This is a genomic window from Sphingosinicella soli, from assembly GCF_014199685.1.
In the GTDB taxonomy this organism is placed as follows: Bacteria; Pseudomonadota; Alphaproteobacteria; order Sphingomonadales; family Sphingomonadaceae; genus Sphingosinicella; species Sphingosinicella soli.
The window spans coordinates 15,908-30,026 of the sequence record NZ_JACHNZ010000022.1; the positions used below are offsets into that span (position 1 = coordinate 15,908).

Below are 14,119 nucleotides of genomic sequence, written 5' to 3' on the forward strand. Positions count from 1 at the left end.
TGGCAACGCCGCGAGGTCAATGCGCGGAGGTCGGGATCAGTCCAGGGTCAGGAGTATCCATGTCGGTGAAACGGGTTGTCGGAACGCTTGCGATCGTCGTCGCGCTCGGCGCATGCACGCGGATTACCGACCGGCAGGGCTTTCTGGCGGATCAGGAGCTGATCGCCGCGATCTCGCCGGGGGTTGATAACCGTGCCTCGGTGGAAAAAACGCTCGGGCGCCCGACCTTCATTTCCAAGTGGGACGAGAACAGCTGGTATTACGTCGCCCGCACGACGAGCCAGCTTGCATTCCTGCCGTCGAAGCCGACGTCGCAGGACATGCTGAAGATCACCTTCGATAGCGCCGGCAACGTGACCGGCGTGAACCGCGACCAGACGCTCGATCAGATCGTTCAGGTGATGCCGTCGGGCGACAAGACGCCGGTTTACGGCCGCGACTCGGGCTTCTTCGCGGACATCTTCGGCAACATCGGCGCGGTCGGCGCGATGAGCCCCGGCCCGAGCCGCGATCAGTAAGGGTTTCCTCGACAGAGCAAAAAAAAAGAACCCCGCCGGATCGCTCCGGCGGGGTTTTCTATAGCGCGATGATTCGGATCAGTGCGCGGCAAGGCTCGCGAGGAGCAGCAGCGCCACGATGTTCGTGATCTTGATCATCGGGTTTACCGCCGGGCCTGCCGTATCCTTGTACGGGTCGCCGACGGTGTCGCCGGTGACGGCAGCCTTGTGGGCTTCGGAACCCTTGCCGCCGTGGTGGCCGTCTTCGATGTACTTCTTGGCGTTATCCCACGCGCCGCCGCCCGAGGTCATCGAGAGCGCCACGAAGAGGCCCGACACGATGACGCCGAGGAGCAGAGCGCCCAGCGCCGCGAAGCCCTGCGCCTGGCCCGCGAGCGCCGTGATGACGAAGTACACGACGATCGGCGCCAGAACCGGCAGCAGCGAGGGGATGATCATCTCCTTGATCGCCGCCTTGGTGACGAGATCGACCGTGCGGGCATAATCCGGACGGCTGGTGCCCTCCATAATGCCCTTGTTGGTGGCGAACTGGTCGCGAACGTCCTTCACCACATCGCCCGCCGCGCGGCCCACCGCCGTCATGCCCATCGCACCGAACAGGTACGGGAGCAGCGCGCCGAGCAGAAGGCCGACCACGACGTAGGGGTTGGAGAGGGCGAAATCGACCTGCACATCGCCGAAGAAAGTGGCGAGGTCGGCCGTGTAGGCGCCGAACAGCACCAGTGCGGCAAGACCCGCCGAACCGATCGCGTAGCCCTTGGTGACGGCCTTGGTGGTGTTGCCGACGGCGTCGAGCGCGTCCGTGCGCTGGCGCACATCCTTGTCCAGACCCGCCATCTCGGCAATGCCGCCGGCGTTGTCGGTGACAGGGCCGTAGGCGTCGAGCGCCACGACCATGCCCGCCAGCGCCAGCATCGCCGTCGCCGCGAAAGCGATGCCGATATACCCTGCGAGCGCATAGCTGCCGAGCATGCCCGCACAGATCACGAGCGTGGGCATGGCAGTCGCCTCCAGGCTGATGGCGAGGCCCTGGATGACGTTGGTGCCGTGGCCGGTTTCGGACGCCTTGGCGATGGAGCGGACCGGGCGGAAATCCGTGCCGGTGTAATACTCCGTGATCCAGACGATGAGGCCGGTAACGGCAAGGCCGATCATCATGCAGTAGAAGAGCGCGCGGCCGGTAAAGCCGCCGATCTCCGCATCCATGCTGCCCAGCGACATGTCGGTGACGTACCAGAGCGCCGGAATGGCGAGGATCGCCGAGACCGCGAAGCCCTTGTACATCGCGCCCATGATGTTCTGCGATTTGCCGAGGCGGACGAAGAACGTACCGATGATCGAGGTGATGATGCACACGCCGCCGATGATGAGCGGCAGGCCCATGAGACCGTAGAGCTGCGGCGCGGTGAGGCCCGTGACGAGCAGCGCAGTGAGCACCATCGTGGCGCCCACGGTGACGACATAGGTTTCGAAAAGATCGGCCGCCATGCCCGCGCAATCGCCGACGTTGTCGCCGACGTTGTCCGCGATCACGGCCGGGTTGCGGGGGTCGTCCTCGGGAATGCCCGCCTCGACCTTGCCGACGAGATCGGCGCCGACGTCGGCGGCCTTTGTGAAGATGCCGCCGCCGAGACGCGCGAAGATCGAGATCAGCGAGGCGCCGAAGGCGAGCGCGACGAGCGCATCGATGACGAGACGGCTGTTCGCCGCATTACCGGCGATGTTCACGAGGTAGTAGAAGAAGCCCGCGATCGCGAGGAGCGCGAGGCCGGCCACGAGAAGACCCGTGACCGCGCCGGCGCGGAACGCCATCGTGAGACCCTGCTGGAGCCCGGCACGCGCCGCTTCGGCGGTGCGCACGTTGGCGCGGACGGAGATGTTCATGCCGATGAAGCCGGTCAGGCCCGAAAGCACGGCACCCAGCACGAAGCCGATCGCCGAGGTCAGTCCGAGAAAATAGCCGACAAGCGCCGCGACAACGACACCGACGACGGCGATGGTACGATACTGGCGGGCAAGAAAGGCGGCTGCGCCTTCCTGAATGGCGCCTGCGATCTCCTGCATTTTGGCATTGCCCGGCGAGGCGCTTATTACGCTCTTCGCGGTGACAATGCCGTAAAGCACGGCCGCAAGGCCGCACACTATGGCGACGACGACAACGTCCATGAACGAACCCCTACTGCTCGCCTTACCCGCCGCTGCCGGCAGGCAGGCGTGTTTCCCCAAGTTTGACTTCTGTCGGCGCGGAGCATTGCAAATGGAATGGCAACAGGCAAGCTACGGATTTCAGACGGGAACCGCCGTCAGGCCCCGTGTTCGTATCCCAGTCGCGGCACCGTCACCGGCCCGCCGTCCTCGCCGATCACCGAAAACCCCTCGCCCGCCACGACGCGGCCGACATGCGTGAGCCCGAGCCGCACGGTTTCCGAAAGCGTAAAGAGCGCGGCGCGGCTTTGCGGCGGCGCCGCGATCAGGAGTTCGTAGTCGTCTCCCGAGGTCGCGGCGGCGAGACGGCCCGCGTCGCCCGGCGCAAGACGCGCGGCGGCGGCATCGGAGAGCGGAACGTCGGCAAGCGCGACCTCGATCCGCACGCCGGACGCTTTCGCCATCCGCGACGCATCGATGAGCAAACCATCCGATACGTCCATCGCCGCATGCGCGCCCGCATCCGCGAGCCCCTGCCCCATCGCGAGACGCGGCACGGGCAGCCGGTAGCGGCGCAGCAGCGCGGGATCGGCAGGCGCTTCGCCGCGCGCGATCGCGAGGCCGAGCCCGGCGTCGCCGATCGTGCCGGTGACGTACACATCATCACCGGGCCGCGCGCCCGTGCGCGACAAGGATTTCCCGCGCGGGACATGGCCCACGGCAGTGCAGCCGAGAACGGCAGAGGCGGCCCCGGTCGTGGTGTCGCCGCCGAATAGCGCGGTGTCGTATTCGGCAAGCACGCGGGCAAGACCGGATGCAAAGCGTTCGAGCCAGGCGTCGTCGGGTCGTGCGAGGCCAAGGCCGATGAGCACGCCCGCAGGTTCCGCGCCCTTCGCGGCAAGATCGGAAAGGTTCACCGCGACCAGCTTCCACGCGATGTCGGAGGGATCATCCGCGCGCAGATAGTGCACGCCTTCGGCGATCACATCGTGGGTAAGGACGAGTTCGCGGCCGATCGGGGGCGACCAGACCGCCGCATCGTCGGCAAGACCGCGCGCGGCGGGGTGGGTCGCGATCGGGCGCAGCAGCCGCTCGATAATCTCGCCTTCGCGCATTTCTGCTCCAGCTTAGCCGCGCACGTCCTTCGCGATGCGATCGAGCAGGCCGTTCACGAATCCCGCTTCCCGCGCCTCGTAGAAGGCTTTGGCGACATCGACATATTCGCTGATCGCGGCGGCGCGCGGCACGTCGAGCCGGGCGATCAGTTCATAAACGCCGCAGCGCAGGATCTGGCGCATCGGCCGATCGAGTCGATCGAGCGTCCAGCCTTCGGCGAGCGCGCCGCTGATGCGCTCGTCGATTTCCGCCGCGCGCATGGCGACGCCCGAAACGAGATCATCGAAGAAATCCGCGTCGGCGGGCGCGAAGGTTTCGTCCTCGATGGTGCGGCCGAGCCGGTGTTCGTGGAACTCGCGCAGCAGCTTGGGGATCGTATCGCCCGACATCTCGCGCTGATAGAGCGCCTGCACGGCGGCAAGGCGCGCGGTCGCACGCGAGGGTCTCTGGGTTTTCGCCTTGGGGGAGGAGATCGGGGGGGAGGACATGGCGCGCTATGTAGAGCCGCCGCCTCCGAAACCCAAGCGCCAAAGACAGGTCAGCCGAAACGGGCCTTGAGATCGAGCAGCGCGAGCGCCGCCTTCGCCGCCTCGCCGCCCTTGTCCTTCTGCTGCGGATCCGCGCGAACAAGGGCCTGCGCTTCATCCTCCACGGTGAGGATACCGTTGCCGACCGCAAGCCCGTCCATGGTCAGCGCCATCAGCCCGCGCGCGCTCTCGCCCGCCACGATTTCGAAATGATAGGTCTCGCCGCGAATGACGACGCCGATGCCGACAAACGCTTCGTAGCGGCCGGATTCCGCCGCGAGCGCAATGGCGCCGGGAATTTCGAGCGCGCCGGGCACCGTGATTGTTTCGTGAGCGTGGCCCGCCGCCTCGATCGCGCCGCGCGCGCCCGCGAGCAGCATGTCGTTGAGATGCGAATAGAAACGGGCTTCGACGATGAGGACGCGTGCCATGACAGGCCTTTCCGCAGGATCAGGTGGTGGGAATGGGCCGTTCGCCGACGACGTTGATGCCGTAGCCTTCGATGGCGACGATGTTGCGATGGGCGTTCGTGAGCAGGATCATGTTGTGGATGCCGAGATCGGCAAGGATCTGCGCGCCGATGCCGTATGAGCGCAGGTCCATGTCGCCGTCACGTTCGCCGGCGATCTCGCGCGTCAGGCTGCTCGCCTCCGGCGCGAACAGCAGCACGATGACGCCCGAACCGACACGGCCGATTTCTTCCATCGAGCGCTGCAGGATACGCTTGCGCGGCCCTGGCTGGCCGAGCACGTCCGAGAAGATCGAAACCCCGTGCATCCGCACCAGCGTCGGCTCTTCGGCGCTGATCTTGCCCTTCTGGAGCACGACGTTGACCGAGCCGTCGGTCTTGTTGCGATAGGAGAGCGCACGCCAGTCGCCGCCGTAGTCCGACGTGAACGGCGCCTGCGCAACGCATTCGACGAGGTGATCGTAGCGGCGGCGATAGGCGATGAGATCGCGGATCGTGCCCATCTTGAGACCATGCAGGCGCGCGAAGGGGACGAGATCGTCCATGCGCGCCATCGTGCCGTCGTCCTTCATGATCTCGCAGATCACGCCCGACGGGTTGAGCCCGGCGAGGCGCGCGACATCCACCGCCGCTTCGGTATGGCCCGTCCGCACGAGGACGCCGCCGTCGCGGGCGACGAGCGGGAAGACGTGGCCCGGGGTCACGATATCGTCGGAGCCGCGCGCGGCATCGATGGCGACGGCGACGGTGCGCGCCCGGTCCGCTGCCGAGATGCCGGTGGTGACGCCCTGCCGCGCCTCGATCGAAACGGTGAAGGCGGTTTCGTGGCGGGTGCCGTTCTGGCGACTCATCAGGCCGAGCCCGAGCTGATCGACGCGCGCCTTGGTCATCGCGAGGCAGATGAGGCCGCGGCCGTGCGTGGCCATGAAGTTGATCGCATCGGGCGTCGCCATCTGCGCGGGAATGATGAGATCGCCCTCGTTCTCGCGGTCCTCGTCGTCGACCAGAATGAACATGCGGCCGTTGCGCGCTTCCTCGATGATCTCCTCGATCGGCACGAGCGCCGGGCGATCGCTGTTCGACGCCATGTAGAGTTCGAGTTTGCGGAGCGTTTCGGCCGTGGGGTTCCACTCGGGCGAATCGATATCGCGCAGCGTGTTGGCGTGAAGCCCGGCCGCGCGGGCAAGACCGGAACGCGACAGGTCGCCCTTGGAGACGAGGCCGCGAATCGTTTCAATCAGTATCTGGCTCATGGCATGCTGATTATCACATCATAATGTGATCGCAACCGGCATTTTACACAGAGACGTGTCAGGCAGCGACGTCGCGCATGCGGCCGATATAGCGCGCGAGCACATCGATCTCGATATTGACCGGATCCCCGACAGCCGCGCCGCCGAAGGTCGTATGCGCCGCGCTGTGCGGGATGAGGTTGAACGCGACGATGATGCCGTCTGCCGTATCCTCGACCGTGTTGACCGTGAGCGAAACGCCGTCGAGCGCCACCGAGCCCTTGGCCGCGATGAACGGGGCGACCGATTTCGGCGCGGCGATGCGGAACGTGTGGCTGTCGCCCACCGCCGCAATCGATTCGACGCTGCCGACAGCATCGACATGGCCCGTGACGATATGACCGCCAAGCTCGTCGCCGACCTTCAGCGCCCGTTCCAGATTGAGCCGCGCGCCCTCGCGCCAGCGATGCGCGGCGGTTTTGGACAGGGTTTCGGCGGACACATCGACCGCGAACCAGTCTGCGCCCTTGTCCACCACGGTAAGGCAGACGCCGGAACAGGCGATCGAAGCGCCCATGTCCACGCCCGTCATGTCGTAGCCGCAGGCGATGGTGAGTCGCGCGTCGCCCCGCGCTTCCACGCGGGCGACGGTGCCTATGTCTGTGATGATGCCGGTAAACATGCCCTGCCCTCTAGCGCGTTCGCGCGTAGACTTCGAGTCGATCGTTGCCGAGCGCGCGCGTTTCGGCAAGCCGCCAGCGGCCGTGCGCGTCGGCCAGTCGTTCGAGCCCGATGCGGCCCGCGCCCGGAGCGCCGTCGCCGATCACGACGGGCGCGCGGTAGACGAGCATGCGATCGATGAGATCGGCGGCGAGCAGCGTGCTCGCGGTCGCCGCGCCGCCCTCCACGAGCACATCGTTCACGGCAAGCCCGCAAAGATCATCGACCGACGCCAGCAGCAGCGGATCCCGATCCGCGAATTTCGCCGACGCCGGGATCGCATCGAGCGTCGCGCTGAGCACGGCAGGCCGCGGGCTGCGATCCTCGAGCCCCGGCAGCCGCACATCGAGTGAGGGATCATCGGCTTCAAGCGTGCCGCGCCCGATGACGATCACGTCGGCAAGCGCGCGCTGGAGATGCGCGTGGGCGCGCGCTTCCGGGCCGGTGATCCACTGGCTTTCGCCGCCGGGCATCGAGACGCGGCCATCGATGGACATCGCGAGCTTCAACGTGATGCGCGGGCGTCCAAGTGCGATGCGCGACAGGAAGCCCGCCATTGCCTGCCGCGCCGCAGCCTCCCCGGTGCCGAGCGTCACCGCGACGCCCGCGCTGCCGAGCCGCGCTGCGCCCTGCCCGTCGGTGCGCGGATCAGGGTCGCGCATGGCGATGTGAACAGCGGAAACACCCGATGCGACGATCAGATCGGCGCATGCCGGGCCGCGCGGGCTGACATGCGCGCAGGGTTCAAGACTGACGTAGAGTTCGGCGCCCCGCGCTGCGGCGCCGGCCGCCTCCAGCGCCATCATTTCGGCATGCGGGCGTCCGCCGGGCTGCGTCCAGCCGCGCGCCACGATGCGACCGTTTCGGACGACAAGGCAGCCGACGTTGGGATTGGGCGCTGTTCGACCGAGACCGCGCAGCGAGAGGCGGATAGCGGCATCCATCAGCCGCGCCGCCTCGCTCATTCGCTTGCGGGCTCCGGCGGTTCGGCGGGCGCCGCAGGTTCAGCGGGTTCAGGGGGCCCAGGGGGCGCAGCAGGCTCGGCAGGCGCAGCGGCGCTCTCGGCCTCTTCCGCAGCGATATCGAGCTGCGCGGCGACGGCTTCCGCCTGTTCCTGCATCAGCCGTTCCTCTTCTTCCTGCTGGGCCAGCGCTTCGTCGCGCGAACGCCCATCGTCCCAATTCTTGAAGTACGCGATGATCGGATCGGGCTTCATATAGCCGAAGCGGTTTTCGATGAGGAACGTGTACATGATGATGGTCGTCATCGTCAGCGACAGGCCGCCGATGATCCATTGCTTCCGCTCGATGGCGGCGATCCGCGCGCGGACGCGTTTGAAAAAGCTCTCTTCACTCATGCCGGGACAGATAGAGGCTGATCGGCGCATATGCCAGCCCATCACGCGGCGCGCAGGCGTTCGAGCGCGCGGTCGCGGCCGATCAGAAGCAGCAGCCCTGCCATTTCCGGGCCGTGATCGCGGCCCGTGAGCGCGCGGCGAAGCGGCAGGAACAGCGCCTTGCCCTTGCGCTCCGTCGCCGCCTTGAGCGCGCCGGTGAGCGCGGACCAGACGCCTTCATCCCACGGCAGCGCTTCGAGCGTGTCCGCAGCGCGCGCGAGGTAGTCGGCATCCTCGGCGGACGGCGGAACCGGGCCTTCGACCACGTTCCACCAGTCGGCGGCGTCCGCAAGGGTTTCCAGGTTCGGGCGCAGCACCTCCCACGCAGCCGCGTCCATGCCGGGCGGCAAACGATCCGCGACGGCATCGAAGCCAAGCTGATGCAGGATGCGCGCGTTGAGCTGGCGCAGCTCCGCCTCGTCGAAGCGCGCGGCGGCGCGGCCGAAGTGCGCGAAATCGAAATGCGCGACGAGCGGATCGAGACGTGTGACCGGCTCCACCGAATCCGACGTGCCGAGACGCGCAAGCAGCGCGGCGATGGCGACGGGCTCGATCCCGGCCTCGCGGAAATGCGCCATGCCTGCCGATCCGAGCCGCTTCGAAAGCGCGCCTTCGGTGCCGGTAATCAGCGCCTCATGCGCGAACGCGGGCGGCTTTGCGCCGAGCGCCTCGAACATCTGGATCTGCACGCCGGAGTTCGTCACATGGTCCTCGCCCCGGATGACGTGGGTGACGGCCATGTCGATGTCGTCGATCACCGACGGCAGCATATAGAGGTAGGAGCCGTCGGCGCGGCGCACGACGGGATCGCTGAGCGAGGCGGGATCGATGTGCGATTCGCCCCGGATCAGATCGTGCCAGCGAACCGGCGCGTCCGTATCCAGGCGAAAGCGCCAGTGCGGCCGCGCGCCCGCCGCCTGTTTCGCCGCGATCTCGTCGGGCGTCAGCTTCAATGCCGCACGGTCGTAAACCGGCGGGCGCCCGCGCGAGAGCTGGATCTTGCGACGCACCTCCAGCTCCTCGGCGGTTTCGAAGCATGGATATACGCGGCCCGCCGCGACAAGCGCCGCGAACTGTTCATCGTAGCGGCCGAGCCGGTCGGACTGGCGATATTCCGCATCGGGGACGAGACCCAGCCACGCAAGATCGGCGCGGATCGCATCGGCATATTCGGCGCGCGAACGCTCCGTATCCGTATCGTCGAGGCGCAGCAGGAAACGCCCGCCGTGCTTGCGTGCGAACAGCCAGTTGTGGAGCGCGGTGCGGACATTGCCGACATGCAGATATCCCGTCGGCGACGGGGCGAAGCGCGTGGTGAGGGTCATGATGTCCGGAAGGCGTTGGTGATCGGGTAGCGACGATCGCGCCCGAAGTTGCGGACGCCGATCTTGACGCCGGGCGGCGATTGGCGGCGCTTGTATTCCGCGATGTAAAGCAGGCGCTCGATGCGGGCCACCGTTTCGACGTCGAAGCCCGACGCGGCGATATCGGCGACAGAAAGCTCTTCCTCGACAAGCCCGTGCAGAATCGGATCGAGCACCTCGTAGGGCGGCAGCGAATCCTGGTCCGTCTGGTTTTCGCGCAGCTCGGCGGTGGGCGGCTTCGTGATGACACGCTCGGGCATCACGGGGCCCTCGGACCCGAGCGCGAGCTTGGGCCGGTTGGCGTTGCGCCAGCGCGACAGCGCGAACACTGTGGTCTTGTAGGCATCCTTCAGAACCGAATAGCCGCCCGCCATGTCGCCGTAGATCGTCGCGTAGCCCACCGACATCTCGGATTTGTTGCCCGTGGTGAGCAGCATGTGGCCGAACTTGTTGGAAAGCGCCATCAAGGTGAGCCCCCGGATGCGCGACTGGATATTCTCTTCGGTCGTGTCCGGCGCGCGATCGGCAAACGGCGGCGCGAGCATGTCGCGGAAGGCCTCGATCGCCGGTTCGATGGGGATCGTGTCGAGACGGCAGCCGAGCATGCGCGCGCACTCGGCGGCATCGTCGAGACTGTCCTTCGAGGTGAAGCGCGACGGCATCATCACGCACCACACGCGGTCGGCGCCCAGCGCATCCACCGCCACCGCCGCCGACAGCGCCGAATCGATGCCCCCCGACAGACCGAGCACGACGCCTGGGAAACGGTTGCGGTTCACGTAATCGGCAAGCCCGAACTGCATCGCGTGGTAGATGTCTTCCGGGTAGGGATCGAGGCGGTGCTTGTGCCCCTCCTCGCAGACCCAGCCCTGCGGCGTGCGCGACCAGATGGTGAGCGTGGTCCGCTCCTCCCAGTCCGGCATCTGCAGGGCGAGGCGGCGGTCGGGGTTCATCACGAAGCTGGCGCCGTCGAAGACGATCTCGTCCTGACCGCCGACACGGTTGAGATAGGCGAGCGGCAGGCCCGTTTCGGCCACGCGCATCGCGGCGAGCGAAAGCCGCTTGTCGTCCTTGTCCAGCTCGTAGGGGCTGCCGTTCGGGACGAGCAGGATTTCAGCGCCGGTTTCGGCAAGACATTCGCACACGTCCGGGAACCAGATGTCCTCGCAGATCGGCACGCCGAGGCGGACGCCCCGGAACGCGATCGGGCCCGGCAGCGGTCCCGCCGCGAACACGCGCTTTTCATCGAACACGCCGTAGTTCGGCAGCTCGTGCTTGCGCGTCCACGCGGTGATTTTGCCGCCGTCGAGCAGCGCCATCGCGTTGTAGAGCTTGCCGTTTTCCAGAAGCACGCTGCCCACGAGCATGCCCGGGCCGCCGTCCGCCGTGGCCTGCGCCATGCGCTCAAGCTCCGCCGCCGCCGCCTGCACGAGCGAGGGCTTCAGCACGAGGTCTTCGGGCGGATAGCCGATGAGCGAAAGTTCGCAGGTGACGACAAGGTCCGCATCCGGCTGCGCCGCGCGCGCGGCGAGCATGGCGTCGGCATTGCCGCGAAGGTCGCCCATCATCTGGTTGAGCTGCGCGAACGCGATCTGGAGGCGGTCGGTCATGGGTGCCTTCTAGGGCGTCGAAACGCCTTTGGCGATGCCCTCGCGCGCGCTTGAGAAGAGGGCTTTCGAACACTGCGGCTTCGGTCTAGGTTCCGCGCCGATGTTTGACGATACGCCTCTGCTGGCAAACCCCTGGACCTGGTTCGCCGTCGGCTATCTGCTCGGCGCGATCCCCTTCGGCCTGATCGTCACCCGGCTTGCCGGGATGGGCGACATCCGCCGCCTCGGATCGGGCAATATCGGCACCACCAACGTGCTGCGCACGGGCGGCAAGAGCCTTGCCGCGCTCACCCTGCTGCTCGACGCGGGCAAGGGCGCGCTCGCCGTCTGGCTGGGGCAGACCTTTGCGCAGGGCGGCGACATCCTGGGGGGCATGGGCGCGTTCGTCGGCCACCTGTTCCCGGCATGGCTGATGTTCCGCGGCGGCAAGGGCGTCGCCACGATGCTGGGTATCGCACTTGCAGTTTATCCGCCCGCAGGCCTCGTTTTCGCGGCGGTGTGGCTGATGATCGCGGCGGTGACGCGCTATTCCTCGCTTGCCGGGATGATGGCCGCGACCCTCGCGCCGCTCGCGCCCGCGCTCGCGGGCCGGTGGGATGCCACGCTGCTGTTCGCGGGCATGGCCGTGCTGGTGATCGCCAAGCACGACGAGAACATCGCGCGCCTGCGCGCGGGCACCGAGGGCAAGATCGGCGGACGCAAGGATGCGCCCGATCGCAATGGCTGACCGGCCGGGCAGCGACATCGAACACATCGCAAAGCTGCGCCTGATTCGCAGCGAAAACGTCGGCCCCGTGAGCTACCGGCACCTCACCGCGCGCTACGGCAGCGCATCGGCGGCGCTCGACGCGCTGCCCGAACTTGCGCGGCGCGGCGGCGGGCGGGCCTTCAGGATCGCCGACATCGGGGCCGTGCATCGCGAGATAGAGGCAACCGAAGCGGCGGGCGCGCGCTTCGTGTTTCTCGGCGACAGCAATTATCCCGCGCGTCTTGCCGAAACCGAGGATGCCCCGCCCGTGCTGGCGATACGCGGCGACATCGCGCTCGCGCACCGCCGCACCGTGGGCATCGTCGGCGCGCGCAATGCGTCGGCGGCGGCGATCCGGTTTGCGCGCGGCCTCGCCTCCGATCTTGCCGCCGCGAACATCGTCGTCGTTTCCGGCCTCGCGCGCGGTATCGATGCCGCGGCGCATTCGGGCGCGATCACCGGCGGCACGATCGGCGTCATCGCGGGCGGCATCGACAACATCTATCCGCCCGAAAACGCCGAACTTTACGCCGCGCTTTACGAACGCGGCCTCGTCGTTGCCGAACAGCCGATCGGCACCGAGCCGCAGGCGCGCCATTTCCCGCGCCGCAACCGCCTGATTTCCGGGCTTTCTGCAGGGATCGTCGTGGTCGAGGCCGCGCCGCGTTCCGGCTCGCTTATCACGGCGCGTTTCGCGGGCGAGCAGGGCCGCGAGGTGATGGCGGTGCCCGGCTTCCCGCTCGATCCGCGCGCGCAGGGCTGCAACCAGCTGATCCGCGACGGCGCGACGCTCGTGCAGTCCGCCGCCGACATTGCCGAGACGATCACGCCGTTCGGCGGCGTGCGCCTCGGGGCGGGCGGCAGCCGCTTCACGGCCCCTCCCCCGACGGATGCCGACGACAACGCGCGCAGCGCCGTGACCGCGCTGCTCAGCCTTACCCCGGTGGCGATCGACGAACTCGTGCGCCTGTCGGGCGAACCGCCCGCCGTGGTGCAGACCGTGCTTCTGGAACTCGAACTCGCGGGGCGGCTCGTGCGCCACGCGGGCGGGCGCGCGTCGCTCGCATGAGCTCGCGGCAGAAACGCGGCGCGGCGCTCGATCCGGAGCTTCTGCTGAGGGCCTATTCGATCGGCATCTTCCCGATGGCGGAAAGTCGCGATGCCGAAGATGTCTTCTGGGTGGAGCCGCGCGAGCGCGCCATTCTGCCGCTCGAAGGCTTTCACCTGTCGCGCAGCCTCGGCAAAACGCTGAAGCAGGGGCGTTTCACCCATAGCGTCGACCGCGCGTTCGAGGCGGTGATCGATGCCTGCGCGCAGCCCGCGCCGGACCGCGCCGACACATGGATCAATCGCCAGATCCGCGAAGCCTATACGTATCTGCACCGTATCGGCCACGCGCACAGCATTGAATGCTGGGACGCCGAAACGCTTGTCGGCGGCCTGTACGGCGTGCGGATCGGCGGCGCGTTTTTCGGCGAAAGCATGTTCAGCCGCCGCACCGACGCATCGAAGGCCGCGCTCGCGCACCTGATCGCCCGGATGCGCTTCGGCGGCTTCCGGCTGCTCGACTGCCAGTTCATGACCGGACACCTCGCCAGCCTCGGCGCGGTGGAGATTCGCCGCGAAGCCTATCTTCAGTTACTGGGCACTGCGACGGGGGTTGCGAATGCGGACTTCGGCGCGCTGACGCGCGGCGAGCCGGACATTTCAGGCGCGCGCATCGCGGGGCTTCTGCGCGCAAGCGGCTGAGCGACTCAGTTTTCGGAATGCGCCGAAGGTGCAGGCGCGGGGGCAGCGGCGGCCGGCGCAGGTGCAGGCGCAGGCGCAGACTTGCCGACCACGACCGTACGCGGCCCGGTTTCGGGGAAGCGCATCGCGCAGCTTCTGACCCAGACATCGTAGCGGGCATTGTCGAAGCTGTTGAGCGACGGGCTTTCGGCGAACAGCCAGCCGGAAAACAGGCGCTTCACCGTATTGTCGCGGACAGGCCCGTCGATCTGGAGAAACGCGCCGGTATGCGGGCGCTGCCACGGCGGCGACGCCTCGCACGTGCGCGCCGAGATACGGAGCTTGCCGAAGCGCACGGTTTCGCCGGGTTTCAGCGTCAGATCGCGGGTTTCACTGCTCACCTTGTCGAGCACGCCGATCACGAGGACACGTTCAGCGTTGGGTGTCGGCAGCTTTGCGGTCGCCGCCCTGGGCGTCGGCTCTGCTGCAGGGACGGGCTGCGCGGAGACCGGCGCGGCGAACAGCACCATGCCGAGCGCGGCGCGG

Annotated in this window: 13 protein-coding genes and 2 pseudogenes; 4 read left to right on the forward strand and 11 right to left on the reverse strand. The window is 67.5% G+C overall.

The features are described from left to right. Positions 1-59 precede the first annotated feature (59 nt). Entirely contained in the window at positions 60-518 is a 459-nt protein-coding gene (locus tag GGQ98_RS10455) for an outer membrane protein assembly factor BamE (protein ID WP_184069160.1), read from the forward strand. A gap of 78 nt (positions 519-596) precedes the next feature. On the opposite strand, the gene GGQ98_RS10460 is transcribed toward GGQ98_RS10455, so the two are convergent. From GGQ98_RS10460 to GGQ98_RS10505, 10 genes are all read right to left on the reverse strand, one after another. Further along, complete coding sequence (locus GGQ98_RS10460; RefSeq protein WP_184069163.1) at positions 597-2,684, reverse strand: sodium-translocating pyrophosphatase; 2,088 nt, start codon at positions 2,682-2,684, stop codon at positions 597-599. 137 nt (positions 2,685-2,821) lie between these two features. After that, positions 2,822-3,778 (reverse strand): thiamine-phosphate kinase, encoded by a 957-nt coding sequence (thiL, locus tag GGQ98_RS10465; protein ID WP_184069166.1) that lies wholly within the window; start codon positions 3,776-3,778, stop codon positions 2,822-2,824. Between the two features lie 12 nt (positions 3,779-3,790). Further along, the gene (nusB, locus tag GGQ98_RS10470; protein WP_184069169.1) at positions 3,791-4,267 is read right to left on the reverse strand and encodes a transcription antitermination factor NusB; all 477 of its coding nucleotides are present in this window, start codon (positions 4,265-4,267) and stop codon (positions 3,791-3,793) included. 50 nt (positions 4,268-4,317) lie between these two features. Next, positions 4,318-4,737 (reverse strand): 6,7-dimethyl-8-ribityllumazine synthase, encoded by a 420-nt coding sequence (gene ribH / locus GGQ98_RS10475; RefSeq protein WP_184069172.1) that lies wholly within the window; start codon positions 4,735-4,737, stop codon positions 4,318-4,320. A gap of 19 nt (positions 4,738-4,756) precedes the next feature. Beyond that, entirely contained in the window at positions 4,757-6,028 is a 1,272-nt protein-coding gene (gene ribB / locus GGQ98_RS10480) for a 3,4-dihydroxy-2-butanone-4-phosphate synthase (protein ID WP_184069175.1), read from the reverse strand. A gap of 58 nt (positions 6,029-6,086) precedes the next feature. After that, entirely contained in the window at positions 6,087-6,689 is a 603-nt protein-coding gene (locus tag GGQ98_RS10485) for a riboflavin synthase (RefSeq protein WP_184069178.1), read from the reverse strand. A 10-nt stretch (positions 6,690-6,699) separates the two neighbouring features. Further along, the gene (gene ribD / locus GGQ98_RS10490; RefSeq protein WP_184069181.1) at positions 6,700-7,692 is read right to left on the reverse strand and encodes a bifunctional diaminohydroxyphosphoribosylaminopyrimidine deaminase/5-amino-6-(5-phosphoribosylamino)uracil reductase RibD; all 993 of its coding nucleotides are present in this window, start codon (positions 7,690-7,692) and stop codon (positions 6,700-6,702) included. Next, the gene (locus GGQ98_RS10495) at positions 7,689-8,084 is read right to left on the reverse strand and encodes a hypothetical protein (RefSeq protein WP_184069184.1); all 396 of its coding nucleotides are present in this window, start codon (positions 8,082-8,084) and stop codon (positions 7,689-7,691) included. The genes ribD and GGQ98_RS10495 overlap by 4 nt, the downstream gene beginning before the upstream one ends. Positions 8,085-8,125: 41 nt before the next feature. Next, the gene (gltX, locus tag GGQ98_RS10500; protein ID WP_184069187.1) at positions 8,126-9,448 is read right to left on the reverse strand and encodes a glutamate--tRNA ligase; all 1,323 of its coding nucleotides are present in this window, start codon (positions 9,446-9,448) and stop codon (positions 8,126-8,128) included. Next, positions 9,445-11,097 (reverse strand): NAD+ synthase, encoded by a 1,653-nt coding sequence (locus GGQ98_RS10505; protein ID WP_184069189.1) that lies wholly within the window; start codon positions 11,095-11,097, stop codon positions 9,445-9,447. Before GGQ98_RS10505 ends, gltX begins: the two co-directional genes overlap by 4 nt. Before the next feature lie 100 nt (positions 11,098-11,197). Here GGQ98_RS10505 and plsY point away from each other — a divergent pair, with 100 nt between their 5' ends. The 3 genes and pseudogenes from plsY to aat all read left to right on the forward strand — a co-directional run bounded on the left by plsY (position 11,198) and on the right by aat (position 13,747). Continuing rightward, positions 11,198-11,824, forward strand: coding sequence for a glycerol-3-phosphate 1-O-acyltransferase PlsY (gene plsY, locus GGQ98_RS10510; RefSeq protein ID WP_184069193.1), 627 nt, complete (start codon positions 11,198-11,200; stop codon positions 11,822-11,824). Next, positions 11,817-12,914: a DNA-processing protein DprA gene (dprA, locus tag GGQ98_RS10515; protein WP_184069196.1), complete on the forward strand. Its 1,098-nt coding sequence runs from the start codon at positions 11,817-11,819 to the stop codon at positions 12,912-12,914. Before plsY ends, dprA begins: the two co-directional genes overlap by 8 nt. After that, positions 12,911-13,747 (forward strand): annotated as a pseudogene (gene aat, locus GGQ98_RS10520) (leucyl/phenylalanyl-tRNA--protein transferase). Before dprA ends, aat begins: the two are co-directional and overlap by 4 nt. Before the next feature lie 35 nt (positions 13,748-13,782). Here aat and GGQ98_RS18935 read toward each other — a convergent pair. Continuing rightward, positions 13,783-14,103: pseudogene (locus tag GGQ98_RS18935) on the reverse strand (DUF2155 domain-containing protein); the annotation flags it as partial. Between the last annotated feature and the right edge of the window lie 16 nt (positions 14,104-14,119).

Bases quoted from the DNA above. Each gene is read 5' to 3' on its own strand.
- GGQ98_RS10455 (WP_184069160.1), top strand. From the start codon at position 60: ATGTCGGTGAAACGGGTTGTCGGAACGCTTGCGATCGTCGTCGCGCTC.
- GGQ98_RS10460 (WP_184069163.1), bottom strand. From the start codon at position 2,684: ATGGACGTTGTCGTCGTCGCCATAGTGTGCGGCCTTGCGGCCGTGCTT.
- thiL (WP_184069166.1), bottom strand. From the start codon at position 3,778: ATGCGCGAAGGCGAGATTATCGAGCGGCTGCTGCGCCCGATCGCGACC.
- nusB (WP_184069169.1), bottom strand. From the start codon at position 4,267: ATGTCCTCCCCCCCGATCTCCTCCCCCAAGGCGAAAACCCAGAGACCC.
- ribH (WP_184069172.1), bottom strand. From the start codon at position 4,737: ATGGCACGCGTCCTCATCGTCGAAGCCCGTTTCTATTCGCATCTCAAC.
- ribB (WP_184069175.1), bottom strand. From the start codon at position 6,028: ATGAGCCAGATACTGATTGAAACGATTCGCGGCCTCGTCTCCAAGGGC.
- GGQ98_RS10485 (WP_184069178.1), bottom strand. From the start codon at position 6,689: ATGTTTACCGGCATCATCACAGACATAGGCACCGTCGCCCGCGTGGAA.
- ribD (WP_184069181.1), bottom strand. From the start codon at position 7,692: ATGAGCGAGGCGGCGCGGCTGATGGATGCCGCTATCCGCCTCTCGCTG.
- GGQ98_RS10495 (WP_184069184.1), bottom strand. From the start codon at position 8,084: ATGAGTGAAGAGAGCTTTTTCAAACGCGTCCGCGCGCGGATCGCCGCC.
- gltX (WP_184069187.1), bottom strand. From the start codon at position 9,448: ATGACCCTCACCACGCGCTTCGCCCCGTCGCCGACGGGATATCTGCAT.
- GGQ98_RS10505 (WP_184069189.1), bottom strand. From the start codon at position 11,097: ATGACCGACCGCCTCCAGATCGCGTTCGCGCAGCTCAACCAGATGATG.
- plsY (WP_184069193.1), top strand. From the start codon at position 11,198: ATGTTTGACGATACGCCTCTGCTGGCAAACCCCTGGACCTGGTTCGCC.
- dprA (WP_184069196.1), top strand. From the start codon at position 11,817: ATGGCTGACCGGCCGGGCAGCGACATCGAACACATCGCAAAGCTGCGC.